Below are 26,516 nucleotides of genomic sequence, written 5' to 3'. Positions count from 1 at the left end.
CGCATGGCGTGGATCTATGGGGTCAGGGCCAAACCCAGCCGCAGCGGCTGGCGCATGTCGGCCGGCGGTCCCGCCTGCAGCGGGCCGGCCTGCAGCGTCGCGCGCAGGTCGGCATCGACCTGGGCATCACCCAGGCTGTCGAATTCCAGTTTCGAAATGCGGCCGTCCGCGGCGATCCACAGGCTTACCGGCAGTGGCATCGGCGTGTCCGGGTGTGCCCGCAGCCATTCCAGTACACGCTGCGCCTGCGGATCGTGCTCCTGCTGCAGGCGCTGCTGCAGCTGGCCTCCCACGGAGGCGGCGTAGGCCATCCAGTGCGCAGGGGCTTCTTGCGCGGACACCGCCGAACTGCCCAGTGCCAGCGCGGCGAACAATGCTGCCAGCCGCTTCCAGCCGCGGCGTGCGCCGCTCCTGTTTCCGGTCATGGTCATCGCCCGCCTCCTGCACTCCCATCCAGCACGACATGGTCGGCGCGGTAGATGACAGGCAGATGGCGGCACAGTAGAGCCACGCCATGCGTGGCTGCTACGGGCAACGTGTGCGCCATCCACGCATGGCGTGGATCTACTGGAACAGAGCGGCCAGTAGCATGCGCAAGGACGAGAGGCGCGATCACTCGCCCAGGTCGGCCAGCACCTTGCGCGAGGGCGCGAAGAAGGTCACGCCGGTGGTGGCGGTGGAGAAGTCGAGGATGCGGTCGTGCAGTGGCGCGGGATTGCCGATGAACATGCGCTCGAGCATCTTCTCGATCACCCACAGGCGGCGGGTGTAGCCGATGAAGTAGGTGCCGTACTCGCCGCGGCCCGGGTTGGCGAACGGCATGTTGTCGCGCAGGATCTCGTGCTCGCCGTCGGCATCCTCGATGGTGCACAGCGTCTTGTGCGACTTCTGCGCATCGGCCGGCGCGTCGTCCAGCTCGATGTTGTCGTGCTTGGTGCGGCCGATGATCGCTTCCTGCGCCTCGGTCTTCTGGGCGCGCCAGGCGTCAAGGTTGTGCAGGTACTTCTGCACCACCACGTAGCTGCCGCCTGCGTGGTCCGGATCCTCGTCACCTACGATCGTGGCTTCCGGCAGCGACAGCCCTTCCGGGTTGGCGGTGCCGTCGACGAAATCGAGCAGGTCGCGGCCATCGAAATAGCGGAACCCGGCCACGTCATCGACCGCTTCAACGGCATCGCCGAAGGCCATCAGCAGATTGCGCTCGAACGCCACGATCAGGTCCATGGTGCGCGCCCGGATGTGGTACAGCAGGTCACCGGGCGTGGACACGGCGGTGTGGGTGGCGCCCTTGATCTCGCGGAACGGCTTCAGCTCGCGCGGCGGCGTGGAGCCCACCAGCGGCTGCCACACGCGGTGGCCGATGGCCACGTTGCAGGTGAAGGTACGCTCGATCTCGCGGATGGCGGTGTTTTTGATCAGGTCATCGGTGCTCGCCAGCACCTCGCGTGCCCTGGCGATCGACGCCTCGTCATCCTTCACCTTCAACACCAGGAACGCCGCCGAATGGGTCAGTGGCGCGGTGATCTGCTGCGGCTCGTTGTCGAGCGTGTGGTTGAGGGCGGTGATCGGTGCGGGCTGGGAGTTCACGGCGGTTCCTGCGGGCTTGAGGCGGGCGCATCGCGCGTGGCGATGTGCGGGCGATCATAGCGGAACCGCCAGACCGGGGACGGAGCGGTTCTCAGTTCGCGGTCGATGCCGCTTGTGCTTGAGAGAGCGCCATGACGCTGCAGACTACGTAGCGTTGTGGATCGGTCCAGGCGATGCGCAGATACGGGCCTTCGAGCAAGCCATGGTCGCAGAGCCAGCCAAATACCTCGACCGGACTCCATTCGCGACCGGCCGCAAACGCTACACCAAGATCACGCAGGGCAGCGAACAAACGAGCTTTGCTGATGTCGTCGCCCACTTCAGCACGCAAGGTGGGGGCCTGTCCCTGGAAGCCGAGGGCATGCAGCGCCGCAAGCACGCCAGCGTCCAGAACCGCTACCTGCACGGTGCTGCCGTCGGCCTGCTGCACATATGCGGAAATGGGGATCTGCATGCGGGAACTCTGCCTGGCTCGGTCCCAGTATGCCCGCTCCACGACGGGCATAGGCAGGATCAATCCACGTCACTCCAGACCGCCAGCTCGTAGCCGTCCAGATCGCGGAAGTGGAAGCGACGGCCGCCGGGGAAGGCGAACACGGCCTGCACCACCTCACCACCGGCGGCAACCACGCGCCGCTCTGCATCGGCCAGGTCCGCGCAGTAGAGGATCACCAGCGGTCCCCCATGGGCACGCACCTGCGCGTCGGCCACGAAGCCACCTTTCAGGCGGCCGTCGTCGAACTCGGTATAGGCCGCGCCGTAGTCTGTGAACTGCCAGCCGAACACCTCGCCATAGAAGCGCTTGCTGCGGGCGATGTCGGCGACGTTGAATTCAATGTTGTCGATGCGGCGTTCGGCATCGTGGGTAGCAGCATGGCTCATGGCATGGCTCCGTTGAGGGAGCCCCAGCGTCGCTCAGTGCAGCCGGCGGGTCTTGAACAAAACGGCCATCATTGCCCCCACTCCAGGCGCAGTTCGCTGGCGGTCATGCCAGCCAGTTCGCGAGCGTCACGGCTGAGATGGGCCTGGTCGGCATAGCCGGCATCGGCGGCCAGCATCGCCAGCGAGTGCTGCGGCAGCGCGCGGCTGTGGCGAAGAAAACGTTGCAGGCGCAGGATCCGCTCCAGCGTCTTGGCACCGTAGCCGAACTGCGACTGGCTGAAGCGGCGCAGGCTGCGCGGGCTCAGGCTCAAGTGCGCCGCCAGCGTATCCAGCGTGGCGTCACCCGCGGCGAGCGCCCGGAACAGGACATGTGCACGCTGCGCCGAAATATCGAGCGCGGACGCACCCATATGCTGCTGCAGGCAGTGCGCCATCCGCTGCAGGCGCAGTGCAGGCGCGGTGTCGCCGATGGAGGCCGCAGCCTTGTTCACCCACGTGCCCTTCAGATCAGCCAGTGGCACGGCCTGGCCTATGATCCCGGCCAATGGCAGGCCCAGCGCGGCCAATGCCTGGCCGGGACGGAAGCGTGCGCCCAGCACCTGTGCACCGGGTGCCAGCGCCGGGTGCGCGGCCACGCGGTCCGGGCCGACCACGAACAACGCACCGTCGCGCCAGAGGATATCCACGCAGCCATCGGGCAATACGATGATGTGCCCATCGGCATCGGCAGGAAGCTGGCTCTGCCAAAGCTGGCCGAAGTGGCCACGCAGCGAGCCAGGTGGCAGATGCTCCTGATAGGCCGTGCCGGTACCTGCGAGAGAGGGGGAATCGCCCATGCGACATTGTGGCGCCCCGGAGCCCATAAAAGTGAAGCCCGGCGCGAGGCCGGGCTTCGGTTGGCGTGTGGGAGAGAGAGAGTCACACGCCAGCACAACACGCACTAACGACAGGCGTTTGTTACCAGGTGAAGCGCGGGCCCACGAACCACTCGCGGTCGCCGGCCTTGGCCAGCTTCACTTCGCCACTCAGGCCCCAGTTCTGGTTGAACTTGGCGGTGGCGCCGACGCGGCCGTAGAACTCGCCGTCCGGGTTGATGCCGTGCTTCTTGGTGTAGTCCTCGTAGCCGGCCATCACGTAGCCTTCCACGTACGGGTTGAACGCGGTGCGCACGCCGACTTCGGTCGAGTAGCCGTTGAAGTCCAGGCCGTGCTTCATGTCGAACTTCTGGTACGCGACGCGGGCGACCAGGTCGGTGTTCGGTGCGATGCCGTAGTTGTAGCCGGCACCGATGCGCCACTGGTCGACGTCATTCTTGAACGTGTCGGTCTCCTGCGCGCTGTAGTCGCCGAAGATGTGGAAGTTCGGGTGCACCGCCACCGAACCCTTCACCTTCCAGCCATCGGCGTCGCCGCCCTTGGCATCGGTGTTCACGTAGCCGCCTTCAACGTAGTTGTACGACAGGCCATCGGTTGCCGATGCAGCGAACGGCAGAGCAGCCAGAAGACCCAGGGCGAGCAGCGAATTCTTGTTCATCGGGACACACCTTTCATTATTTTGGTTTCGTCGGCCGCCTCCCGGGAGGGGGAGAGAGAAGAGGCGGTCGACAGGTGTGAATTATCCGTTAGGGGGGCCAATCGACCCTGAATATTGAACTGACTGGTGTATAAATAAGGCTGCCGTTCAGGGAACTCGCCATGCAGCGCGCATAGCCACGTGCCCATAGTTGGGCACTTGAACGCCAACTATGGGAACACATCGGCGTCCCAACTATGGGAACACTCTCGGGCACCGACTAGGGGTACGCCCCGAGTAGCCTGGGCGAGCGGCACTGAGACCAAGAAGATCTAGGCGTGAATAGCCCTGAGGCTCACTCAGACCTTCCGCTCAGATCGCCGGCAAGGCCGCCGACGCGCAGCGAGCCAGCAGGCCCACCCGACAAAGAAGACGGCAAAAGAAGCGATAAACAAGCCGACGATCAGGATATCTCGATCAATTGCGTTCATGTCCTCGCCACCGTTTGAGGTGATTTTCTTGACTATCTGATGATATCGAAATTGGTTTGGCTCTGCGAACGACCTCAAGCACATCGGCCCATTGCTTTTGAGAGATGGCGGCGATGCAGACGAATCCGTCAACCAAATCAATCAATGTGCTGCCCTCAACACTGCGCAGCATGCAAGGATCTCTCTTCGTCTGCCCGATAGAGCGCCGCCAACTAGAATCTGGCAATCGTGGTGGAACATTGGACACAATTCTAGCCAGCTACCCCTGCTGCGCAGTTGTCCTACTCCGTCAGACTGAAGGGAGCGCATCTTCTCTCCAGCTCCTAGGTCACTCCAATTCCATTCCGCCTCCTGCTACGGTAGCGGGTACGGAGAATTCGCCGAACGAAATCGGCTGAGCATTGACTTCGTCGCAAATGGAAATGAAAAATTTCTAGGGGGGATACATGCATATAAAGAAGATCACGCTACATCGCTTTAAGCAGTTTCGGGACACAGAGATAGAGATTGATCAAGGCCTTTCGCTTGTTGTTGGAGGAAACAACTCCGGCAAGTCCTCGATTCTGCAAGCTCTCGCTATCTGGCAGTTCTGCAAGACTATGCTAGAGATCGAGAAAGGGCGATCCAGCTGGCTGCAAACCAAGAACAAAACTGGCCTGGGCATGGGTATTGCGGATTTCACGCCGATGCAAATTCCATCGCTCAGCCATCTCTGGACCAATCTGAAGACTAGCAAGGACGACGAGCCCGACGGCTATACACTGAAGATTGGCGTCTATTGGGACCTGCCCGACAAACAGGAGCGGCACTTGGAGATAGGTCTGTCACAGGCCAATGATCGTCTCTTTGTGCGAACCACTTCAACGAATCTGGTAGCTGCTGAGATCGTCAACGCAAAGGGCGAGCCGATCGATGGCAACGTCCCGCGAGTGGGATATCTACCGCCATTCGCTGGCATCACTGATCGTGAAGGCAGACTGACTCCTGCCATGAGAGAACGTCTGATAGGCCAAGGCCTATCGGGTGGAGTCATTCGCAACGTCCTATTCGATCTGCACGAACACAACAGGAGGGAACGTGAACGCCTGCGTGGAAACAGCAGAAAGTTGAAGGATTCCTCGCTGAAATGGCTGCGCTCGAACGACCCTTGGGAGATCCTGCTACGCACGATGCAGTCCATCTTTGCCACTGATTTGAGGGTCGTTCCTTTCAACGAGAGATTTCACAGCTACCTTCGTGTAGAGAGCGCCAAGGGTGAACTGAAGGGTGACACATTCAAGCGACACCCCAAATACACTCCAAGAGACCTTATGGTGGAGGGAAGTGGCTTCCTCCAATGGCTGAGCGTGTACGCCCTCGCACTCTCACCCGATGTCGACGTCGTTCTTCTCGATGAGCCGGATGCACATCTGAACGCGACCCTGCAGAGGGAGCTGCTTATGTCCCTCGGGCACGTTGCAAGCCTCCGCAACAAGCAAGTACTGATGGCCACACACTCTCCTGAACTGATTCGCTTTTACGATCATGGGAAAATTCTGGCTGTCGCAGAAAGAAAGGCAAAGTACCTCCAAGAGGAAGTGGGCAAAGTCAAGGTTCTTGGCGGGATTGGGACGATCCAGACCCCTACCCTGCACTCCTTGATGGAGCACAGACGTATGCTGATCTTGGAAGCCGAGAGCGATTGGCGCTTCCTCCAGCTAATCGCTAAACAAGCAAACTTTGCGTGGCCCAAGAACGTTGTCCCTTGGTACTGGACGGGATCTGCCGGCGAGAGGCAGCAACTCTACCTCCAGCTGTTGGCGGAGATTCCTGGTCTTCGGGCAATCAGCATTCGGGATCGCGACGATGAGCCACATGCGACGGTCGGTAATGATCTTATCGACAAGTCTTTCACTTCCAAACAACCCCATTTCAAAGCCATGAAATGGCGGCGTAGGCACATTGAGAACCATCTCCTCTGCACGAGCGCCATAGCTCGCGCAGCTGGATCACCTCAAGGCGATGTCACCGCCTTCTTCGCCGAGCACGCTCTTGTTATCCCTGCTGATCCAACAGCTAGCGATATCGCACTACCAATCCGTGATGCGCATGGGAAAGAAATATTCATAAGCGGAAACTCCGTTCTTAAAAAATTCCGCGTAAGCAGAGAAGACGTCGCCAGGAATCTAACCTATGGAGAGGTACCCCAAGATATGCATACCTTCTTTGCCGAATTGAGTCAGCTTGCACAGCCCTGAATCCACGCGTCAGCTCAACGTATGCATATAGGTTAGAAGGGGAAGGATGGTCCGGCCCCTCACAATCCGGACCATCCTTTGCAGCCTACTACTTCTTCTTGGCTGCAGACTGCGCCTGAGCGTCGCACCTGTCCTTCAGCGCCTTGGTCTGAGGATCGGCAAGATCCACCTTGAACTTCGTCCGGTCAGCCAGCTGTTCACACGTAGCAGGCTTTGCCTTAGGCGCCTCCTTCACTTCCGACTCGGCATGAAGCGCCGGATCATGTGCGAAGGCCGATGCGGACGCTGCAATGGAAGCGAAAAGGACGCTGATGAGGGCAAAACGATTCTTCATGTTGCTTCTCCTAGGTTGATTTCGGCGTTATGCCGGGTGTCACGGCTGGTAGAGGTCGGCTTGGTAGCCGGTAATTTGCACCTCGATGATCACGGGGGTGCTGCCGCGGTTCTGCCAGTACCACCCATGGGTACCTTCAAAGGGAGCAATGAACGTTCCCTCAGCCTGACGCTGGGCGCCTTCAACGGCGTAGCTGGTCCAGGGGCCCTTCACGTCGGGACGCTCGCCGTGCATGTCCACGGCAACATCAGACGTGGCCTTCCAGCTGAAAACCATCCCAGCGCCCTGAGCCATATGGGCCTTCACCTCCTGGCCCTTACCAGGGGCAAGCTCGATCGTCAGTGAGTCCTGCCGTAAAGGAGTGCTGGCGAGAGAGACAGCGGCGGGTTCGAAGGTCTGCTTGCCATTGCTCCCGAAGGCAACCTTGGCCTTCTCGAACAGCGCCGAGACGGCTTCGGCGCTGCCAGCAGATGCCGGAACTGGGGGAGCTACGGCCTCTACCTGGTCAGTGGAGGCTAGGGCGTCCAGACCCAGAACCTTGCCTACGCCCGTAGGGTCGATTCCGTACTCCGCGGGAAGCACGGTGGTGAGCAGAATCACCCCTGCAACGGCAGCGGCCAGGGCGGTGGATTTCAGCAGCTTGCGAGTGCTGGGCAGCTGATTGGAAAGCGTGATGGACATGAGTACCTCTGTAGATTCAGGAAACGAAGTAGCCGGTGAGCTGCATGCCAACAAGCACGAAGCCGGCGCACATAAGGGCGGTGTTGATGCTGTACGCCTGTCGATGGAATGACGGCAAGCGGCGCCAGAAGCCCATCACGATCAAGATGCCTGCGAGCGCGAGCAGCTGTCCGATCTCGACCCCCACGTTGAAGGCGAGCATGTTTGGGACAAGCCCGTCAGGTGAGAGCGAGAAATCCTGCAGCTTTGTCGCTAGACCAAAGCCATGGAAGAAGCCAAAGATCAGCACGGCGGCTTTGGTGTTGGGCTGTACCCCAAACCAGCGCTTGAACGCGCCCATGTTGTCCAGCGCCTTGTAGACAACCGACAGGCCAATGATTGCGTCGACCAGGTACGCATTCACATGCAATCCGCCCAGGACACCTAGCAACAAGGTGGTGCTGTGGCCGATCGCGAACAACGTCACGTAGATGCTGACATCACGCATCCGGTACAAGAAGAAGATCACCCCGAACAGAAACAGGAGGTGGTCGTATCCAGTCACCATGTGCTTGGCGCCGAGGTACGTGAACGCGATGAGCTGCAGGCCGGTACTGTCTTCCAGGAAGGCCTGGTCGCCTTCACTGACGCCATGCGCCCAAGCAACGCAAGGCAGAAGGATGGCTGCAAGCAGGTAGAGCCACGCTTGGGTTCGTTTGGAAATGGTCAACTGCATGTTCCTGGGAGGGGTTGAGATGGACGGGTTCACGCTGCGTCCTCCTTCCGCTCATCCCCTTCGCGGTGGATGAGGCGATAGAGCGCCGGCAACACCAGCAAGGTCAGCAGCGTGGAGGAGATGATTCCGCCGATAACGACCGTCGCCAGCGGGCGCTGAACTTCCGCGCCAGCCCCAACGTTTAGGGCCATTGGCAGGAAGCCCAGGCTGGCAACCAGGGCCGTCATCAGCACGGGGCGCAGCCGGGTCAGTGCACCTTCGGTTACCGCTTGGTGCAGGGGAGTGCCCTGTTCCCTAAGGCTCTTGATGAAGCTGATCATGACCAGGCCGTTGAGCACGGCGACGCCCGACAGCGCGATGAACCCCACGCCTGCAGAAATGGACAGGGGTATGTCACGCATCCACAGAGCCACCACGCCACCGGTCAACGCAAGTGGAACGCCGCTGAACACGATGGCAGCATCCTTGCCCGAGCCGAACGCCATGAAGAGCAAGCCGAAGATCATCACCAGGACGACCGGCACGACCACGGACAGCCGCTTGCTGGCAGAGATGAGCTGCTCGAAGGTACCGCCATACTCAATCCAGTAGCCTTCCGGCAACTGCACCTCCTGACCAACCTTCTCTCGCAGCTCCTCTACGAACGAACCAAGGTCGCGACCACGTACATTGCTGGTGATGACGACGCGACGCTTGCCGTTCTCGCGACTGACCTGGTTTGGGCCTGGCGCAACTTCAACTTTAGCCAGCTGCCCCAGCGGAACGAACGCTCTCTGTTCGCCGGAACTGGCCCCGAGGGCGACGGCTACCGGTAGCGATGCGAGCGTCCGGGTGTCCTGACGCAGGTTCTCGGGCAGACGAACGACGATGTCGAAGCGACGATCACCCTCAAAGACCTGACCGACCGCCTCACCGCCCAGCGCAACAGAGATGGTCTTCTGGACCTCGTCGATCGAAACGCCATAGCGGGCCAAAGCATCCAGGTCAGGCGTGATGGTCATAAGAGGCAGACCACTGATCTGCTCTAACTTCACGTCTGCGGCGCCTGGGATGGAACCTGCGGCGTCCTCGATCTGGCTGCCGATCTGCGCCAGCTGATCCAGGTCGTCACCGTACAACTTCACCGCCACCTCGGCGCGTACACCGGCAATCAGCTCGTTCATGCGCATCTGCACGGGCTGGGTGAACTCGTAGTTGTTGCCGGGAATTGCTCGGACAGCCTTCTCCAGCTCAGCAATGAGCTGCGCCTTTGGCTTGCGGGGATCAGGCCATTGGTCGCGATCCTTGAGCATGATGAAGGTGTCTGCGACCGACGGTGGCATGGGGTCGGTCGCTACCTCTGCTGTGCCGATCTTTGCGACAACCTCATCGACCTCGGGGAACTTCTTGATGGTCGCTTCAAGCTGGCGCTGCATGCCGATGGCTTGCGTCAGACTAGTGCCGGGAATGCGCAGCGCGTGAAGCGCAATATCACCTTCGTCCAGATTCGGAATGAACTCAGTGCCCATGCGACTGGCCAGAAGACCCGCCAGTACGGTGAGAACGGCTGCACCACCCACAACCAGTTTGCGAGCACTGACTGCCCGTTCCAGCATCGGGCCATACAGCTTGGTCACGCCCCGCATAGCCTTGGTTTCCTTCTCCGAGACCTTGCCCGTGACAAACTGAGCAACCGCAGCGGGAACGAACGTGAGGGACAATGCCATCGCACCAGTCAGCGCGATAACGACGGTCAGGGCCATCGGGTGGAACATCTTTCCTTCCACGCCGGAGAGCGCAAAGATCGGGATGTAGACGGCGGCAATGATGAACAAGCCGAACAAGCTGGGCTTGATCACCTCGGCACTGGCGCTGGCGGCCAAAGCAAAGCGCTCATCCCGGGTCAACAGACGCCCCAGGGCGTGCTGACGCTCGCCGAAGCGGCGCAGACAGTTCTCAACAATGATGACCGCGCCGTCGACGATCAGACCGAAGTCCAGCGCACCCAAGCTCATCAGATTTGCTGAGACACGGTTCTGGACCATGCCGGAGATGGTCAGCAGCATGGTCAAAGGAATGACCGCGGCCGTGATCAGTGCGGCGCGAAGATTTCCGAGCAGAAGGAACAGCACCGCAATGACCAGCAGGGCACCTTCCAGCAGGTTCTTCTTGACGGTTTCAATGGTGCGGTCGACCAGCTCCGTACGGTCATAGACCGCATGCGCGCGGACACCTTCTGGAAGCGTCTCGTCGATCTCCTTCAGCTTGGCAGCGGTTCGCTGAGCGACTTCGCGGCTGTTCTCACCAATGAGCATGAATGCAGTACCAAGTACCACTTCCTTGCCATCTTTGGTCGCTGCCCCCGTTCGAAGTTCGGTGCCCTCGTGAACGTCTGCGAGGTCACCGACGCGAAGCGGCAGCCCCTCGCGATTGGCGACCACGATCTTGCGCAGGCCGTCCATGTCCGCCACTTGGCCAGGAACGCGTACAAGGTACTGTTCACCACTCTTTTCAATGTAGCCGGCACCCACGTTCGCATTGCTGCGCGCCACGGCCTCCATCACATCCTGCATGGTCAGCTCGTACGCCTGAAGCTTGCGCGGGTCAGGCGTGATGTGGAACTGCCGCACATAGCCACCGACGGTGTTGACCTCTGTCACACCTTTCAGATGTCGCATCTGGGGGCGTACCACCCAATCCTGGAGGGTACGAAGCGCCATCGGCGTCCAGGTCTCTTCAGCACCCTTCTCGGCTTCCACGGTGTACATGAAGATCTCACCGAGACCGGTGGCGACCGGGCCCAGCGTTGGCTTCAGCCCAGTTGGGAGCTGGGATGCGGCTTGCTGCAAGCGCTCGGCCACCTGCTGCCGCGCGAAGTAGATGTCGGTACCGTCTTCGAATACAACGGTGACCTGGGAGAGACCATAACGCGAGATGGACCGCGTGTACTCCAGCTTGGCCAAGCCGGCCAAGGCTGTCTCGACGGGGAACGTTACCCGCTGCTCTGCCTCCAGTGGAGAGTAGCCTGGTGCTTCGGTGTTGATCTGGACCTGGACATTGGTGATGTCAGGGACGGCGTCGATTGGCAGCTTGCTGTAGTTCCAGATGCCCAAGCCTGACAGCGCCAGGACCAGAAGCAGCACAAGCCATCTATGCGCGATGGACGCGCGAATGATTCGCTCTAGCATGATGGATCCTTAGTGGTCGTGGCTGGCGCCAGACTTCTCGATGTCTGCACGGATCAGATAGCTCTGCTCGGCGACGTACCGCGTTCCGGGCTTCAGTCCGCCAAGAACCTCTGCCCACTCGCCATCACGCTTTCCAAGCTCAAGCATGCGCACCTCATAGGTATCGCCCACCTGCGCAAATACGACGGTAAAGTCGCGAAATCGCTGGAGCCCTGACTCTTTGACGGCCAGTGGAACAGGTGTCTCGGCAATGATGACCTCGGCCGAGACAGCCATTCCTGGACGCCACTTGCCGTCACCATTGGGGATACTCACGCGCGCAACCACGCTTTGGCCGCTGCTTGCCAGCGGAAGCAGGCTTTGGAGCCTACCTTCAGTCTCCAAGGCACCCGTGGCGGAACGGATCCGCACTGCTTGACCTGGAGCGAGACGCTCGGCGTCAGTGCCCAGAGCTCGTAGATCGACCCAGACCTCTGACAGATCGGCAACGTCGAACAGTGTGTTGTCGCCGGCCACATCACCAACACTGGTGTTGCGCGCAAGAACGATGCCGCTGAAGGGAGCAATCACCGCGTAGGTGCGCATGCTGTCATTGCCTTCAACCGTCGCCAGCGTCTGCCCTGCCGAAACGCGTTGGCCCATCTCGACCGACACGCTGCGGACAATACCTGGGAATCGTGCTTTGACGGCGGCCTGGCGGCCAGTGTTGACCGCGATGTTTCCCATCAGCGTGACCGTATCGCGGATAGTGCCAGCGGTAGCCTCTTCCACCACCACACCCGCATCCTTGGCAGCGCTTGGCTCGATGGTGGTACGGCCTTCATAGGACTGATAGGACCAGGTGTGTGTCTTTCCTCCTACCACTGCGTCTGCCTTCACGTCGAAAGAATGAGGTTCCACGACCTCGCCGTTCCCTACGAGATAGTCGTTTTCGGCGGTGAAAGTGAAATCATTGACCTCACCGTCGAGGCGCTTCAACTGCATTGTTGCCTTCACCTCATTCGGTGAGATCGGCTTGTCATTTCGATAGGCGTAGAGGCGGAACTGAGGAGGCGTGTTGGTTTCATAGACGGTGACTTCAAGTGCGAAATCACCATCGCGGAGCATGCGACCGCGGTTGGGGCCGCGCTCGTAGTCGCCGGCCGCGGCGGCGGATTCTGCGGCTTCTTTCTCAACCGGCTTTTCACCGCCACAGGCGGCCAGTGCCAGCGGAAGCAACATAAGAAGGGCGTAACGATTCATGGGCGGATATCCTGGGCGGAGGCGGTGAGGCGATCTGCCTCGACCAGCAATCGGAGATAGAGTGCGGCGGACTCGACTTCGCGCTCACGAAGGTCGAACAGCGTCTTCTGCGCCTGGCTCAATGCGAGATAGGAGAATCGACCCTCCTCGAAGCCACGACGGCTCTGATTCATCGCCTGCTCCGCCTTGGGGAGCTGCCGCTCACGAACGGAGGTGACCTCCAACTGCGCTTGGCGCAGCTGTTGATAGACTCCGAACAGCTCCTGGTTGAGCTCCAACATTTGTGCTTCACGGCGTGACTTGAGCGCACTCAGTTCGTAGTCGACTTCGGATACCAAGTAGGCTGATCGACGCCGGGTTCCCAAGGGAACCGAGATCGACATGACCAAGCCACTGTCCTTCGTTGCTTCAAGACGGCGAAGTCCAAATCCAACACTCACGTCAGGCTTCGCGCTGGAAACGGCGACATCGCGGCGCGCGGCAAGAACTCTGGACTGGGCATCGAAGGCACGTTGCTGTGGCGCGTTCTGAAGGCGTTCGGACAGCGTCTGGTAGTCATCCAGCGGAGGGAGGATGTTTGTATCGCCGGCGACGGTGTCGAAGTCAGCGGTGAAAGAGCCCCAGGAAGACGCAAGCGCCATGCGCGAGGCCTCCAACCGCTGGACTGCTTGATCACGCTTGAGCTCTGCATCGGCCAGGGCAATTTCAGCGGCCCTCAGGTCTGAATCCGGGTTCCGTGCCGCAGAGACCCAGCGGGCCACCTCTCGCTGAAGCGCGCGGGCCATACGAATCCGCTCTTCCGCATGCTCGACATGCTCCTGCGCCGCAAGCACGTCGATGAATCGACCAGCGGTGCGTGTGGCGATGGCCACCCGGGTCACATCAGCCTCTCGCAGGGCTGCATCCACCTCGGCGCCGCCAAGCGCTTGGCGGGCCGCCCGCTTGCCACCCAGTTCCAGAATCTTGGATACCCGGAACGTTGCCTCGGCAGCGTCCATACCTCGCACGCTGCCACTACCGGCCACGTTCTCCAGTTCTCCGCCGAGCACCAACGGGGCTGCTAAGCCCTCTCGCGCCGCACGGTTCTTTGTCGCCTCTATTTGTGCGGCATCTGCCTGCACGCTTGGGTGAGTGCCCAGAGCGCGGGCGACCGCATCCTCCAGGCGCAGCACTTCGGCGGCGTAGCCAGGAACGGCCACACCGCAGGCGCCGGCAACAGCCAGCGCCCACACACTACGGAATTTCACGGAAGCCTCCGGAAAGAAAGTCAGAACGACGCGCCGCCTTCCGCTACACGGGAGGCGCGCTCAGGCTGCTAGAGCGCAGCTAGGGTCGTCAGACGATCGGAGGTCGGAAGGGTGACGCCGGGTGCCCTGCAGGCACCCTCAGAAGTCGCAGAGCATGGACTTCACCGGCCAGCGGTAGTGAAGCCAGGTAGACGTGGGGCGTGAACAGGCTTCCAGCGAAACTCGCATCTGCCTGATGCAGTACCGCATGAGCGCCAGTGGCGTGATCCGGGTCCAGATTGTCGCCCGCACCGCCGGCATGTGAATGGCCATGATCCACCGCTGCTGCGATGTCATGTTCCAATCCGTGCAGTTCGCTGAGCTGGATCACCATCGGCCGCGCAACGACACTCAACAGCATCAGCGCAAAGAAGCTGATCCTGAGGGCAAGGCCGTGGCGGGCGGAAAGACGCATATAGGTTAGCTTAAGCGGGGCTGGCTGGGGTTGTCGAGGGGGCCGAAACTGGGCGCAGCCCATCGGAAATACCGCACATAGGGCGGTGGCCGGGCCTTAAGCGCACCCGGCCACCGCTAACCGCTGCGGTTTACATCTTCTTGATCAACTCGTACTCCCCTCCGGTGCGGAGCAGAAGCGTTACGGGCTCCTCGCCCCTGTTGCGCCAGAACCATCCGTGGTTGCCGTCGAAGGCAGCCAGGAGCACCCCCTGCTTGGTGGCTTCCCCTCGACCCTTCTCATAGCTGATCGCTCGACCGCCGCCGTCTCCGTGGGCGTCGAAGTTCACGACGCCGCCTTCAACAGACCACTGGTAGCTGGCGCGCTCGCCCGCCTTCATGACGAGCTTGATCTCGGTGCCTTGGCCCGGCGCCAGGACAACCTGTTCTTCGTCCCGCCATTCAGCAGCGGTGGCCGCATTGCTCGCGGCAGGCTTCTGAGCAACTTCAACGGTCTTACGGTTCTGCGTGGACACCTGCGTCAGCAGGGCGGCTGCCTCGTCTTCGGCGGCCTTTGCGTCCATCGCAGCGTCAGCTGCCGCTTCCTCGGCAAGCTGTTCCTTGATCTCCCCCATTTCCTTCAAGCCCAGTACCCGACCAACACCAGTGGGATCGATTCCGTACTCAGATGGCATCACCACTCCAACCAGGAGGACAATGGCGATGCCGGCGGCAATTGCGGTGGTGCGTCCCAACTGGCGGCTGGTGGGGAGGTCGCCTTCGGCGGGCTTACTGTTGTACATGATGTAGTTCTCTTGAAAGTCAGGAAACGAAGTAGCCAGTGAGCTGCATGCCGATCAGAATGAATCCGGCGCAGAGCATGGCGGCATTGGCGGTGTAGGCGTGCTTGAAGAAGCTGGGCGTGCGGCGCCAGTAGCCCATTGCGATCAGAATCGCGCCAAGCGAGAGGATCTGGCCGATCTCCACGCCGACGTTGAACGCGAGCAGGTTGGGCAACAGACCATCGGGTGAGATGTCGTACTCGATGATCTTGGTTGACAGACCAAAGCCGTGGAACAGGCCGAAGATCAACGTCGCAACCTTTGTGTTTGGCTGGAAGCCGAACCAACGCTGGTAGGCGCCCAGATTGTCCAGGGCCTTGTAGACCACAGACAGACCAATGATCGCGTCGATCAGGTAGCTGTTGATGCCCACGTTGAACAGCACACCCAGCAGCATCGTTGTGGAGTGCCCGATCGCGAACAGCGTCACATACAGCGCGACATGCTTCATCCGGTACAGGAAGAACACCACGCCCAGGAGGAACAGGATGTGGTCATAGCCGGTGGCCATGTGTTTTGCGCCCAGATAGGCGAATGCGATCAGATTTACTCCAGATATTTCCTGGATGTAGCCCTTGTCGCCTTCGGCGATCGCGTGAGCCAACGCCCCGTCAGCTGTGAGTAGCAGCATGAACAGGGAAAGCAGTGCGAGTAGAGTTCGCGGCCAGTGCGACCGTAGTGGGGGTTGGAGAAGGACGCGCGAGAGCGCCCCGGATTCAGAACTGGGGATCATGATGAGGATCTACGAATGCGGTCAGCGGACCTCCGCCAAAGCTATCCGCTACGACACTGGGAACCGGCGCAACGTGCTACGAGTGCGCAGAGGGCGCGCACGGCACGTCACACGGATCACTGCGTGTAAGCGGGGTCCGGGCGGGGAACGAATGAATAATTTCTTGCAGCGACGAACGTCCAGTAAGGATTGACTGGACGGGCGCTGCCAAGCCTCTGCTCAGTGCGAGCACGAGGCCTGGGTCTCAGGCGATAGGAGGCCTGAACAGGGATGAGCGATGATGCTGAAGCTCTGCCGCTGGCTGGTGCCAGGGATGGATATCGCTCAGATCAACTCGAGCGGGTCCAGCAAGGCTGGCCAAGATGCCTACAGAAGCCGTCAGATCGGCCTGGTGCAACAGGCTGTGCAATCCAACCGCGTGTTCAAGATCACGGTCTGCGGCATCACTCACCCCAACATGGGGGTGACCATGTTCCACCGCAGCCTGCACGATGTGCTGCAAGCCGTGCAGCTCACCCAGATGATTCAGGACGGGTCGCACGAACAGACTCGCCACCAGCATCATGAAGATGCAGCTGCGCAACAGCACGCTGGTTGGTAGACGAAGGGATCGCACGGGCAAAGACTAGAGGCTTGTTCTGGCAAAGTCGATATGACAACGTCGGGCGCGAGCGGTGAAAGTGCCCTCTCGCGCCCCTTGTTCAAGTTTCCGTCATCCAGGCCAACGAGGGTGCACGTCGTCGATGACATACCGATGTGAGTGCTTGCCGTTGGAAGAAGCGTGTTCCGCCCAGTGGGGATGGTCCGCAGCCAGATCGTCGTGACCGTGGGAGATCTCGTCCGGGTCATGGGCGGGCCAGATTCTCCAGGCGAACACGAATCCGGCGATGCCGACTACTGCCAGTGCCATGATCGCCACTGGCATTCCAAACTTCGCACCCACGGCTCCCGCCAGAGGGTAGGCAATCAGCCAACACACGTGGGAGAGAGAGAACTGCGCTGCGAACAGGAATGGCAGATCGGTGGATTCCGCTGATCGCCGCAGCAGTCTGCCGCCAGGAGTCACCAGCCCCGCATAGCTCATCCCCAACAATGCCCAGCCGGCGAGCACGATGGGCCAACCTATGGAGGAGGGCGAGAGCAGCCAGGTAAGCCCGAGGGTCACAAGTACGATGCACATTGCAAGGGCTGAGGAGAGCATCACGCGCCTGTCAGCCACCCGATCGAGAACCTTGGGGAGGACAAGCGCCGTCAGCATCGAGCCGCCACCGAAAGCTGCCAGCGCCCATGCCACCTGTGACTCTGCTCCGCCGAGAACGTTGCGCACCACAACGACGGTGTTCACGAACACCATGGCGCCGCCGGCGGCCGCACACAGATTAAGGGCAAGCAACCCTTTCAGCCTGGGCGTCTTCAGGTAGATCCGCATTCCTCGAATCGCGCGGGCGTAGGGACCGTCCTTTCTTAGGGACGGAGCAACGAAGGGGAATGCAGTTGAGAACACCAAGATGGCGGATATCACGAAGCCTACGGACGTACCAGCGAACAGGCCGTGGAAGCTGATCAGCGTCAGCAGAGCAGCGGCCAACGCGGGACTCAGCAGGCTCTCCAGGTCATAGGCCAGGCGCGACAGGGACAGTGCTCGGGTGTAGTCGCGTTCCTCCTTCAGGATTTCCGGGATCGTCGACTGGAACAGAGGGGTGAAGCACGCCGAGGCCGACTGCAGCAAGGCAATGAGCAGGTACACCTGCCAGATCTGGTTGACGAACGGCAGACAAAGCGCCGCGCCCGCCCGCACCAGGTCGAGGGCAATAAGCACCGGTTTGCGTAGATTTGCCGGGACGATCGCTCCGGACAGAGGGGCCAACAGCACGTAGACAATCATCTTGATTGCCAGAGCCGTACCTAGCACAGCGCCCGCCTCAGCCCCCGCCAAGTCATAGGCCAAAAGAGAGAGCGCCACGGTAGCCAAGCCCGTGCCGATCAGCGCGATAACCTGCGCAGCGAACAGGTTCCTGAATGTTGGAAAGCGTAGGACCTCGATCATGGCTCACCTCTAGATGGAACAGTGGAAAGCGCCGCTGCCCTGCGGATCGTAATCCGATCCGCAGGGCAGGACGTGAAGCCGTGGAAGGGGCTTGCGCTCAATCGACTTCGGGTACCGGCAAGGGGTCTTCAATGCCCGCGGCCTTCCTGCGCGCAGTTCTTCGGAGTACCAGCCCGCACAGCGCAGGCAGCACGAACAGCGTCAGTACGGTTGCCGTGGCAAGACCCCCGATAACCACTGTAGCCAGTGGCTTCTGCACTTCGGCGCCCGTACCTGTTGCAATCGCCATCGGGACGAAGCCCAGGGAGGCAACCAGCGCGGTCATAAGAACCGGTCTAACGCGCTCCATTGCACCCAGTTCGACCGCCTCATCTGGCGGAAGCCCCTCGTGCAGGCGTTTCTTGATCGCGGAGATCAGAACCAGGCCGTTGAGCACCGCGACACCAGATACCGCGATGAAGCCCACAGCAGCTGAGATCGAGAAGGGGATTCCTCTCAACGCCAATGCGAAGAATCCACCGGCCAGAGCAAGTGGCACCGCAGTCAGTACCGTACCTGTCAGCAAACCGTTGCCAATCGCCATGTAGAGGACGGCTGCAATGAGAATGAAGCAGAGAGGCACAATAATCGCCAGTCGCTTCGTTGCTGCCTGCAGATTCTGGAACTGCCCGCCCCATTCGATCCAGGAACCCGTGGGCAACTGCACCTGCTGGGCAATAGCCGCCTTGGCGTCGTCAACGAAGCTACCCAGGTCACGCCCGACCACATTCGCTTCCACATAGATTCGACGTTTGCCATTGTCGCGGCTCACTTCGTTCAGACCCTGTGTGAAGCGGAAACTGACCAATTCACGAAGCGGAACAGACTGACGGCCTTCCTGACTGCCTGGCGGCAGCATAACCGGAACGGCTCCTAGTACATCGAGATCGCTGCGGTCCACACGGGGCAGACGAACCACCACGTCGAAGCGCCGATCACCTTCGAAGATCTGGCCCGCCATGCGACCTGCCAGAGCAGCAGACACTGTGTCGGCCACTTCCTTGACGGTGAGTCCGTAACGGGCGATCGCGGCCCGGTCGAACGCCATGTCAAAGGTCGGGAAGCCTCCCGTCTGCGCCACACGGACATCCGATGCGCCCGGAATCTTCTTGAGGACGGCCGCAATCTTGTCAGCGCTGCCGGCAAGCGCCGTCAGGTCTTCGCCATAGATCTTGACTGCAACGTCGCTACGAACGCCGCCGATCAGCTCATTGAAGCGCATCTCGATGGGCTGGGTGGCGTCATAGTTGTTACCAACAAGAAAGGCTGTCTTTTCTCGAATCCTCTCGATCACCTGCTCTTTGGTCTTCACTCCATCCGGCCATTGGTCCTTGGGCTTGAGGATCACGTAGTTGTCGGACGCATTGGGCGGCATGGGATCTGCGGCCAGGCTTGCGGTACCGGCCTTGGAGTACACCGTCTGTACCTCCGGCAACGTCATCAGTGCCTTCTCAAGAGGAAGGTCGATGGCGACGGACTGCTCGATCGATGTGGACGGGATGCGAACGGAGGACAGGTTGAGATTCTGCTCATCCAATGTGGGCATGAACTCCCGACCCACAAAGCCAAAGGCCACAACGCCGGCCACCAGGACGCCAAGACCACCGGCCAGGTAGGGCATGGGTTGGCGGATTGCGCTGCGAAGCATCGGCTGATAGCGGCTCTTGGTAGCAGCTACTACCCGTACTTCCTTCTCGGAAATGTGGCCCTTGAGCATGACCGCCACCATCGCCGGAACGAAAGTGAGGGAGAGCACGAATGCAGAGGCCAGCGCCAGCATCAGGGTAATGACCATCGGAGAGAACATCTTCCCCTCGACGCCCTGGAAGGTCAGGCAGGGCACGAAGACCAGGAAGATGACCGCCTGCCCATATACGGTCGGGCGGACCATCTCCTTGGACGAGGCGATCGTTTCATGCAGGCGCTCCGATAGATTGAGCGGGCGCCCAAGTGCATGCTGTCGCTCTGCCAGGCGGCGCAGTGCGTTCTCGACGATGATGACCGCGCCGTCGATGATCAGACCAAAGTCGAGCGCACCCAGGCTCATCAGGTTGCCAGAGATCCCGAGCTTGTTCATGCCGATCGCGGTGATCAGCAGGGACAACGGAATCACCAATGCAGCAATGACAGCAGCTCGCCAGTTTCCGAGCAATGCACACAGGATGACCACGACTAGAAGAGCGCCTTCGGCCAGGTTCTTGGCGACGGTCTTGATCGTTGCGACAACCAGCTGGGATCGGTCCAAGGTGGGAACAATCGTCACGCCCGGCGGCATGGTCTTGCCGATCTCCTGCAGCTTGTCACCCACCGCCGCCGCCACAGTTCGGCTGTTGGCGCCAACCAGCATGAGTGCACTGCCGACGACAGTCTCGTATCCATTGCGGCTGGCAGCACCGCGGCGGAGCTCACCGTCAACGACCACACGTGCGACGTCACCCACCGTTACGGGAACTCCGTTGCGATTGCCCACAACGGCACGGGCAATCTCGTCCACGGAGCGGATGCGGGCGTCTGCGCGCACCAGATAGGACTCGCCCGACCTCTGGATGTAGTCTGCTCCGACCGACAGATTGGCATCCTGCAACGCGTCGGCCAGGTCGGTATAGGAGAACCCGTACTCCGCGAGCTTGCTCGCATTGGGCTCAACGACATACTCCTTGACGTAGCCGCCGAGGCTGTCGACGTCTGCTACGCCTGGCGTCGTGCGCAGCTGAGGCCGCACAATCCAGTCCTGGACTGTGCGCAAGTAGGCCAGACGTGCCATGTTGTCCGTCAGCCGTTCCCCTTGATCAGTCAGGAACGAACCGTCGCTTTGCCAGCCAGGCTTACCATCATTTCGCGGGGCATCTTTGCCATCTGGGTGGGTGAATTCAACGCTGTAGTGGAATACTTCGCCCAACCCGGTCGAAACCGGGCCCATCAGTGGTTCGGCACCCTCCGGCAACTGGGGCCGAGCCTGAGTCAGACGCTCGGTGACCTGTTGGCGCATGAAGTAGAGGTCTGCGCTCTCATCGAAGATCACCGTGACCTGGCTGAAGCCGTTGCGCGAGAACGACCGGGTGTTCGCGACGCCCCGAAGTCCTGCCATCGCGGTCTCGATCGGGTAGGTAACGCGCTTCTCGACCTCCACTGGACTCAGCGTCGGGATGACGGTGTTGATCTGGACCTGCTTGTTCGTGATATCCGGAGTCACGTCGATCGGTAGCAGGTTCAGTTGCCACCCGCCGATCACCGCAATCACCAGTGTGATCAACAGAACCAGCCAGCGGTGCCGTACGGCACCCGTGAGTACTTGCTCGATCATTACTCGTCTCCGCCCGACTTTTTCATCTCGGCTTTCACCAGAAACGCATTACGGGTAGCAACCGGGGTTCCCGCAGTGACGCCAGAAAGGATCTGCGCCATACCACCGCTACGGAGGCCAATGAAGACCGGCTGTGCAGTGAACCCCTTACTGGTTCTGACGAAGAGGACGTCTTTTCCGTCGATGTTCTGGACCGCCTCTTCCGAGACAGACAGCCCCTCACCCGATCCGGAAGCGGTGACCAGCCGGACCTGCACACCGTCACCCACAACCAATCCGTTCGCCTCTGCGCTCGGGGTGATTACGACTGTGGCAGCCCTTGTCAGCCCACCTACGGCGGCAGCAACTGAACGGACCTTTCCTGAGGTGACGCTTCCGTCGGAGCGGGTAATGGACACGCTGTCGCCGGCCTTGATCCGACCGGTGTCACCCGCACGAACGGAGGCCTGAATCTCCACGCCATTGGAACCTGTGACCCTATAAAGGGAGGCCTGCGGCTCGACGAAAGCGCCCAGAGTCACTTGCGAGCTGCTGATGGTTCCATCGATAGGGCTGATGACGTTGACGCTACCTCCTCCATCCACATTGGCGGTGCGTGCCACCAGGGCAGCGCGTTGTGCTTCTGCTTGCGCTGTGAGATAGGCGGCGCGACTCGCCTCAGCCTCTTGTCGTGCCAGCACGCCCTGTGCGAGCAACGACTCATCGCGCTTGACGTTCTTTTCGGCGAGGGAGAGGCTGGCGCTGGCCACACGAAGGTCAGCCGCAATACGGGCCCCATCAGGGCTGGCTACGCGTGCCAGCACTTCGCCCTTCTTCACCTTGTCGCCCACCTGCCGGATGACATCGGTGACGTTACCGGCCGCACGTGCCACCACGACGGCCTCACCACCGGGGATTGCCACGACCGAACCCGATGCGGTGATATTCGCCGCTACCTGAGCGGAAGTGACGGGCTCCACCGAGATCCCGGCAGCGGCAAGATACTCCTTGGGAATCGCGACTTCCTGAGCTGCCTCCGCCTCCGCCGGCGCACTGGCGCTGGCTTCGTCTTTCGCGGGGTCGACCACCGTCTCTGAAGGGGCGGATAAGCGTGCAATGCCAAATCCCGCGCCAAGCGCCAAGGTAGCCACGCCGATCATCGTCAGGGTGTTAACAGCCGGAATACTTCTCTTCATCTACATGTCTCCAAAGGCAATCTGACCGCTGGCCACGGCGAGCGATGCGTAGGCGGCAACGCGTGCGAGTCGTGCATCCACCACGCTCAGCCTCGCGTCCGTCAGCGTGCGACGGCTAAGCAGCAGCTCAACCAGTGGGGTTCTACCGGCCTCGTATCCCAAGCGCGCCATTCGGTAGGCTTCCGTGGCTGCTTCCTCTCCCTTGGAGGCAGCGATCAGTCCTCGCTTGGCGGCGTCAACACGCGCAAGCGCAGTCGCACGGTCCGCCTGGCTCTGGAGGCGTGCTGCATCCAATCGAGCACGGGCGGCGTCGCTCCGTGCTCGAGCCGCGCTGATCCCGCCGCTGTTCCGGTCAAACAATGGGATGCTCAGAGACACGCCGACGACCAATGCGTCCCCACCGGCGGCGAAGTTGCGACGGCCTGCGGTGAGGTTAAGGTCCGGTGCCCGCTTGAAGCGTTCAGTGCGCAGAACCGCATCGCTCGCATCGACGTCTGCCTTCGCAGACAGGACAGATGCCGAATCGACGTTCGCAATTGCGGGCGCAACCCACTCGCGCACCAGGAGTGACTCGGACGTGCCTGAGTAGGGTTCAGCTCTTCCCGCCAGTACTGACAGTTGCTCGAGAGCTGCAGCCGCCTCTGCCTCTCTTGAGGCGGCAATCGCTTCTGCTGAGCTCAAGCCGGCCTGGGCTTGTGCTACGCGCAGGCTGGCCTCCTTTCCTGCGTCAACCAGCGCCTGAGCTGCCTTCAGGTCGCCTCTGGCGCGATCAACATCTTCGGCAGCAATGTTTCGCCGTATCAGCCCAGCCTCGGAAGACGCGTAGGCAACAGCCAAGGCTGCGGCGAATTCGACTTGTGCCTGGTGCTGGCGAGCTTCGGCCGCCTGCAGCCCTTTCTCTCCCGCCTGGATTCGAGCCCCACGTTGGCCAAAGATCTCGAGTGGCTGGCTGATGGTGTAGGTCGTCTGCCGCTGGCTCGCGCCATTGCTGGGGGGAGCGTTGAGATTCTCTGCGAGGGCATCAATGGTGGGGTTACGTAGCGCTCGCGCTTGGCGGGCTTCGCCCGCAGCGGCAGCTGTGTCGAACCCCTTTTCCTGAAGGAAGGGGGATTGGGCCCTGCTCTGCTCGAGCAACGCGCTGAAGTTCGGGGCGTCCGAGGCATAGGCCGCAGAGATACTGGTCAGGGCCAGCATCACCGTCAGGGCAAGCAATGATGGTTTCATGAGGATCCGGTGCAGTGGGGCCGCAATCTCGGCCGTCTTTCTGCACTACGCGGCCTGCGCGGCCTTCCCCTCGAATCCGGCGAAAATTTATTTCCCGCGGCTCAGTGCATCTGTCAGCTTGGCCCGTGCTCTCAGTACGCGACCCTCTATTGTTTTGAGACTGATACCCAGGGCGGAAGCTGCTTCAACCTGGGAAAGGCCGACGAAGGCAGTCAGAACCAGGGCTTCACGCAGGCTCGGGTCGATCGTGTTGAGAACCCTTCTTACTTCTGCGAGCTCAAGCTGAGAGCCGGCAACCTGCTCTGGCCCGGCCTGCTCGGAATGCAGGGCGCGTCCTTCCTCGTCATCCAAAGGCTTGGCCCGGAACAGGAAATGGCGGACGCGTCGAAACCGTTGCGTATCACGAACCTTGTTGATTCCAATACGCATCAGCCAGGGAAGTACCGAGCGCGTCGGATCGTACTCTGACAGGCCTCGCCAAGCGGCAACGAATGTCTCCTGCACGACATCATCGACGTCGGTTTCGGGCAGGCCCATGCCTCGAACCATCTGCTTGATTGCTGGCGAGTGACGGCGGACCAGGCGAGCGAAGGCCTCAGCATTACCTGCCGCAGCTTCAACTGCCCAGTTGTTGTCGTCCTCGATGGTCACAACGTTTGTGTGGCTCAGGGAGAGTCGGTGCGAAGTGCTTCAAGGAGTGCCTTGTCGTAGGCCGGCCGGTGCTCGGGTTTCAAGCCCTCGCGCATCTCGAACACATGCTCGAGCGTGATGCGCTGGAGATCGCCCGCAGCCCGCTCCACCTCACGACTTGCACGTTCCACCTGGGGGTTCCATTTGGGGTCAGCCGCGATGGCGTCCGCCAGCTGGCGGTTGGCAATCCGCAGGCGCGCTTCGATCTCACCTCGCCTTGTTGCGAACAGCTGTTCCTTGGCCTGGAGGATCTGCTTCTCCGAGTCGTCCAGAGGCACCACGGCGTGAAGGCGTTCATGGAGATCGCTGTGCCCAGGATTGAGCGAGTGCCAGGTCCAGCCGATAGCCAGCGCGCACACGACGCCAATGATGGCGCCAGCGATTGTTGCCAGCGGCAGCCTCATGAGGGGTCCGATTGCCATCAGCGTTCCACCAGTAGAGCGTATGGGGACATGGAAGCTGGGGCCGCGACCCATGTCGGGCGCGAGGGTGCCTGGGTGACAAAGAAGGCGGAGCCTACTCCTCCGCAGGTAAGCACCGCCGCGAGCGCGGCGCATGCGAGTGCCCGGCGGAACTCTCGCTTACCGGCCCATTGCGAAGGGGAAGCTTCTTGGGACAAGCGCTGAACTAGCACATCAGTGGCCTGCTCATTGCCGCAGGGCCGAGTGGCAGCCGAGGCCCTTGTCAGCCATTCATCTACGTCACTCATTTGAAGTTCTCCTCATCTGCCCTTCTTTATACGCACGCCAATCCCCCTTCCCCTCAAAGCTGCACATCAGTTCCCTCCAGCATTCGTGCTTGAGTTCCCCAAGTCCCGCCCTGAACCGTCCAGAAAGCCCTGCTCTGGGCTGGGAGGCAATGCCACCTCAGATCGAGGTCCTGTTCCCCTAATCACCGACCTTGCCGCCCCGCGCCTCAATTTGCTGAGTCAACACCGAGAGCAGCTGCTGGAAGGCCGCGTTGAAAATCCACCCGCCCTCCGGCCCGTGAGCCTCAGTGATCCCAGGAAGAATCGAGGCCCAGGCTCTCGATAACAAGTCTGGATACGGATGCGTGATGATTAGCGTCCGCACCCCGTACTCCAGGGCCTTCAAGTAGCCACGGTGCGCCGCAAGATCTGTCTCGCACGCCTCTAAGCGAGCCTTTAAGTCAGAAATCTCAAAATTCATTCCAATGTGCTTCTAGATGGACAATCGTCACAATCCGCATGATATTGCCGCAAGCCAGTGGAGCGCGCGCACTTGAGTATCCTGAACGTCCTGCTTAGCCCTGAACGGATGCTGGTTGCAGTTGACACTCTCGCCGAGGATGCACTCACCGGCGCCAAATCGTCCGGCGCGAAGTTCTTATTGATTCCACAACACAACGTGGTGCTTGCCTGCCGCGGTAGCACTCAATTCTTCCTTCGGATCTACGCACTTATGCTGCAGGCCAGCTTTCGGGCGGACTTCACAATGGAGCAGCTAGCCAAGGAACTGACATTGGTGATCGACCAGCTTTGGCCTGAGTACGAGAAGGCAGCCCTTGAAGCAGGCCTGTCGAGGCAAACCCTAGGCACCGAACTGGTACTTGGAGGGTGGTGCCCACGCGCCGGACGAATGATAGCCACCGCCTACGCCAAGTCCAACAGCACCGCAGCAACGGTGGTGCAACCCTTGGTCGGAGGTCTGGCGTCACCCGGCGAGCCCTTGCGGGCCATGCCTGACAGCTTTGCGGCGGATGCGGTAATTGAGGCGGGCAGGATTCAAGCGGCATGGTTAAACAGCGCCGCTGGCCGGCAGGTCGCAGGTGGTCGCCTGCTGGCAATCGACCTGCGCCAAGGGCGATCGGTCGTCCAAGATCTTGGACAGCTCTGATGCTCTGCGCATCCGTCGACGTAGCAAACAGCACTTATGCCACCCTTCGGCACTATTGCTGACACCTCGCAACCGTGGA

Annotated in this window: 27 protein-coding genes; 3 read left to right on the top strand and 24 right to left on the bottom strand. The window is 61.0% G+C overall.

The features are described 5' to 3' along the window. Nucleotides 1-14: 14 nt before the first annotated feature. From AC5P9I_RS11475 to AC5P9I_RS11445, 7 genes are all read right to left on the bottom strand, one after another. Complete coding sequence (locus AC5P9I_RS11475; protein ID WP_049470077.1) at nucleotides 15-431, bottom strand: hypothetical protein; 417 nt, start codon at nucleotides 429-431, stop codon at nucleotides 15-17. A 181-nt stretch (nucleotides 432-612) separates the two neighbouring features. After that, entirely contained in the window at nucleotides 613-1,587 is a 975-nt protein-coding gene (locus AC5P9I_RS11470) for a Dyp-type peroxidase (protein WP_049465993.1), read from the bottom strand. A 91-nt stretch (nucleotides 1,588-1,678) separates the two neighbouring features. Next, entirely contained in the window at nucleotides 1,679-2,041 is a 363-nt protein-coding gene (locus AC5P9I_RS11465; protein ID WP_065428186.1) for a hypothetical protein, read from the bottom strand. Nucleotides 2,042-2,100: 59 nt separating this feature from the next. Then, the gene (locus tag AC5P9I_RS11460; protein ID WP_049465989.1) at nucleotides 2,101-2,469 is read right to left on the bottom strand and encodes a VOC family protein; all 369 of its coding nucleotides are present in this window, start codon (nucleotides 2,467-2,469) and stop codon (nucleotides 2,101-2,103) included. 68 nt (nucleotides 2,470-2,537) lie between these two features. Next, nucleotides 2,538-3,305, bottom strand: coding sequence for a helix-turn-helix transcriptional regulator (locus AC5P9I_RS11455; RefSeq protein ID WP_049465986.1), 768 nt, complete (start codon nucleotides 3,303-3,305; stop codon nucleotides 2,538-2,540). Between the two features lie 121 nt (nucleotides 3,306-3,426). Then, nucleotides 3,427-4,002, bottom strand: a complete 576-nt coding sequence (locus AC5P9I_RS11450) for an OmpO family porin (protein ID WP_049465985.1) — start codon at nucleotides 4,000-4,002, stop codon at nucleotides 3,427-3,429. Nucleotides 4,003-4,458: 456 nt separating this feature from the next. Continuing rightward, nucleotides 4,459-4,644 (bottom strand): hypothetical protein, encoded by a 186-nt coding sequence (locus tag AC5P9I_RS11445; RefSeq protein WP_130768359.1) that lies wholly within the window; start codon nucleotides 4,642-4,644, stop codon nucleotides 4,459-4,461. 274 nt (nucleotides 4,645-4,918) lie between these two features. Between AC5P9I_RS11445 and AC5P9I_RS11440 the strand changes: the two genes are divergently transcribed. Continuing rightward, on the top strand, nucleotides 4,919-6,709 hold the full coding sequence (locus AC5P9I_RS11440) for an ATP-dependent nuclease (RefSeq protein ID WP_014645525.1): 1,791 nt from the start codon (nucleotides 4,919-4,921) through the stop codon (nucleotides 6,707-6,709). 88 nt (nucleotides 6,710-6,797) lie between these two features. Here the strand turns inward: AC5P9I_RS11440 and AC5P9I_RS11435 are convergent, their stop codons facing one another. From AC5P9I_RS11435 to AC5P9I_RS11395, 9 genes are all read right to left on the bottom strand, one after another. Next, a complete protein-coding gene (locus AC5P9I_RS11435) occupies nucleotides 6,798-7,043 on the bottom strand; it encodes a hypothetical protein (protein WP_008267212.1) in 246 nt (81 codons plus the stop codon). A 39-nt stretch (nucleotides 7,044-7,082) separates the two neighbouring features. Continuing rightward, the gene (locus tag AC5P9I_RS11430) at nucleotides 7,083-7,724 is read right to left on the bottom strand and encodes a hypothetical protein (RefSeq protein ID WP_033835097.1); all 642 of its coding nucleotides are present in this window, start codon (nucleotides 7,722-7,724) and stop codon (nucleotides 7,083-7,085) included. 16 nt (nucleotides 7,725-7,740) lie between these two features. Next, nucleotides 7,741-8,439: a HupE/UreJ family protein gene (locus tag AC5P9I_RS11425; protein ID WP_008264906.1), complete on the bottom strand. Its 699-nt coding sequence runs from the start codon at nucleotides 8,437-8,439 to the stop codon at nucleotides 7,741-7,743. A gap of 29 nt (nucleotides 8,440-8,468) precedes the next feature. Next, nucleotides 8,469-11,606, bottom strand: coding sequence for an efflux RND transporter permease subunit (locus AC5P9I_RS11420; RefSeq protein WP_014645523.1), 3,138 nt, complete (start codon nucleotides 11,604-11,606; stop codon nucleotides 8,469-8,471). A 9-nt stretch (nucleotides 11,607-11,615) separates the two neighbouring features. Beyond that, nucleotides 11,616-12,848 (bottom strand): efflux RND transporter periplasmic adaptor subunit, encoded by a 1,233-nt coding sequence (locus tag AC5P9I_RS11415; protein ID WP_014645522.1) that lies wholly within the window; start codon nucleotides 12,846-12,848, stop codon nucleotides 11,616-11,618. Then, nucleotides 12,845-14,095 carry a TolC family protein gene (locus tag AC5P9I_RS11410; RefSeq protein ID WP_014645521.1) on the bottom strand — a complete coding sequence of 417 codons (1,251 nt, stop codon included), beginning with the start codon at nucleotides 14,093-14,095 and terminating at the stop codon, nucleotides 12,845-12,847. The genes AC5P9I_RS11415 and AC5P9I_RS11410 overlap by 4 nt, the downstream gene beginning before the upstream one ends. Nucleotides 14,096-14,183: 88 nt before the next feature. Further along, nucleotides 14,184-14,549 carry a hypothetical protein gene (locus tag AC5P9I_RS11405; RefSeq protein ID WP_075075811.1) on the bottom strand — a complete coding sequence of 122 codons (366 nt, stop codon included), beginning with the start codon at nucleotides 14,547-14,549 and terminating at the stop codon, nucleotides 14,184-14,186. Between the two features lie 130 nt (nucleotides 14,550-14,679). After that, nucleotides 14,680-15,330: a hypothetical protein gene (locus AC5P9I_RS11400; RefSeq protein ID WP_033835782.1), complete on the bottom strand. Its 651-nt coding sequence runs from the start codon at nucleotides 15,328-15,330 to the stop codon at nucleotides 14,680-14,682. 19 nt (nucleotides 15,331-15,349) lie between these two features. Next, nucleotides 15,350-16,000, bottom strand: a complete 651-nt coding sequence (locus tag AC5P9I_RS11395; RefSeq protein ID WP_223224807.1) for a HupE/UreJ family protein — start codon at nucleotides 15,998-16,000, stop codon at nucleotides 15,350-15,352. A 379-nt stretch (nucleotides 16,001-16,379) separates the two neighbouring features. On the opposite strand from AC5P9I_RS11395, the gene AC5P9I_RS11390 reads away from it, so the two are divergent. After that, nucleotides 16,380-16,703, top strand: coding sequence for a hypothetical protein (locus AC5P9I_RS11390; protein ID WP_008264507.1), 324 nt, complete (start codon nucleotides 16,380-16,382; stop codon nucleotides 16,701-16,703). A gap of 111 nt (nucleotides 16,704-16,814) precedes the next feature. Here the strand turns inward: AC5P9I_RS11390 and AC5P9I_RS11385 are convergent, their stop codons facing one another. The 8 genes from AC5P9I_RS11385 to AC5P9I_RS11350 all read right to left on the bottom strand — a co-directional run bounded on the left by AC5P9I_RS11385 (nucleotide 16,815) and on the right by AC5P9I_RS11350 (nucleotide 25,750). Further along, nucleotides 16,815-18,149 (bottom strand): MFS transporter, encoded by a 1,335-nt coding sequence (locus tag AC5P9I_RS11385; RefSeq protein ID WP_033836038.1) that lies wholly within the window; start codon nucleotides 18,147-18,149, stop codon nucleotides 16,815-16,817. A gap of 97 nt (nucleotides 18,150-18,246) precedes the next feature. Next, nucleotides 18,247-21,492: a CusA/CzcA family heavy metal efflux RND transporter gene (locus AC5P9I_RS11380; RefSeq protein ID WP_014645518.1), complete on the bottom strand. Its 3,246-nt coding sequence runs from the start codon at nucleotides 21,490-21,492 to the stop codon at nucleotides 18,247-18,249. After that, entirely contained in the window at nucleotides 21,492-22,667 is a 1,176-nt protein-coding gene (locus AC5P9I_RS11375; RefSeq protein ID WP_014645517.1) for an efflux RND transporter periplasmic adaptor subunit, read from the bottom strand. The genes AC5P9I_RS11380 and AC5P9I_RS11375 overlap by 1 nt, the downstream gene beginning before the upstream one ends. Next, nucleotides 22,668-23,891, bottom strand: a complete 1,224-nt coding sequence (locus tag AC5P9I_RS11370; protein ID WP_033836037.1) for a TolC family protein — start codon at nucleotides 23,889-23,891, stop codon at nucleotides 22,668-22,670. 87 nt (nucleotides 23,892-23,978) lie between these two features. Then, nucleotides 23,979-24,542: an RNA polymerase sigma factor gene (locus tag AC5P9I_RS11365; protein ID WP_049429827.1), complete on the bottom strand. Its 564-nt coding sequence runs from the start codon at nucleotides 24,540-24,542 to the stop codon at nucleotides 23,979-23,981. Between the two features lie 14 nt (nucleotides 24,543-24,556). Beyond that, nucleotides 24,557-24,985: a periplasmic heavy metal sensor gene (locus AC5P9I_RS11360; RefSeq protein WP_087948687.1), complete on the bottom strand. Its 429-nt coding sequence runs from the start codon at nucleotides 24,983-24,985 to the stop codon at nucleotides 24,557-24,559. Between the two features lie 17 nt (nucleotides 24,986-25,002). Further along, nucleotides 25,003-25,290: a CnrY/NccY family anti-sigma factor gene (locus AC5P9I_RS11355; protein ID WP_130768358.1), complete on the bottom strand. Its 288-nt coding sequence runs from the start codon at nucleotides 25,288-25,290 to the stop codon at nucleotides 25,003-25,005. A 178-nt stretch (nucleotides 25,291-25,468) separates the two neighbouring features. Beyond that, nucleotides 25,469-25,750, bottom strand: coding sequence for a hypothetical protein (locus AC5P9I_RS11350; protein ID WP_033836035.1), 282 nt, complete (start codon nucleotides 25,748-25,750; stop codon nucleotides 25,469-25,471). 72 nt (nucleotides 25,751-25,822) lie between these two features. Between AC5P9I_RS11350 and AC5P9I_RS11345 the strand changes: the two genes are divergently transcribed. Continuing rightward, nucleotides 25,823-26,437, top strand: coding sequence for a hypothetical protein (locus tag AC5P9I_RS11345; RefSeq protein ID WP_033836041.1), 615 nt, complete (start codon nucleotides 25,823-25,825; stop codon nucleotides 26,435-26,437). Nucleotides 26,438-26,516: the final 79 nt, after the last annotated feature.

It is taken from the genome of Stenotrophomonas sp. YJH_SMC_29 (assembly GCF_059371235.1).
This window is presented reverse-complemented; position numbering and strand designations above follow the sequence as displayed.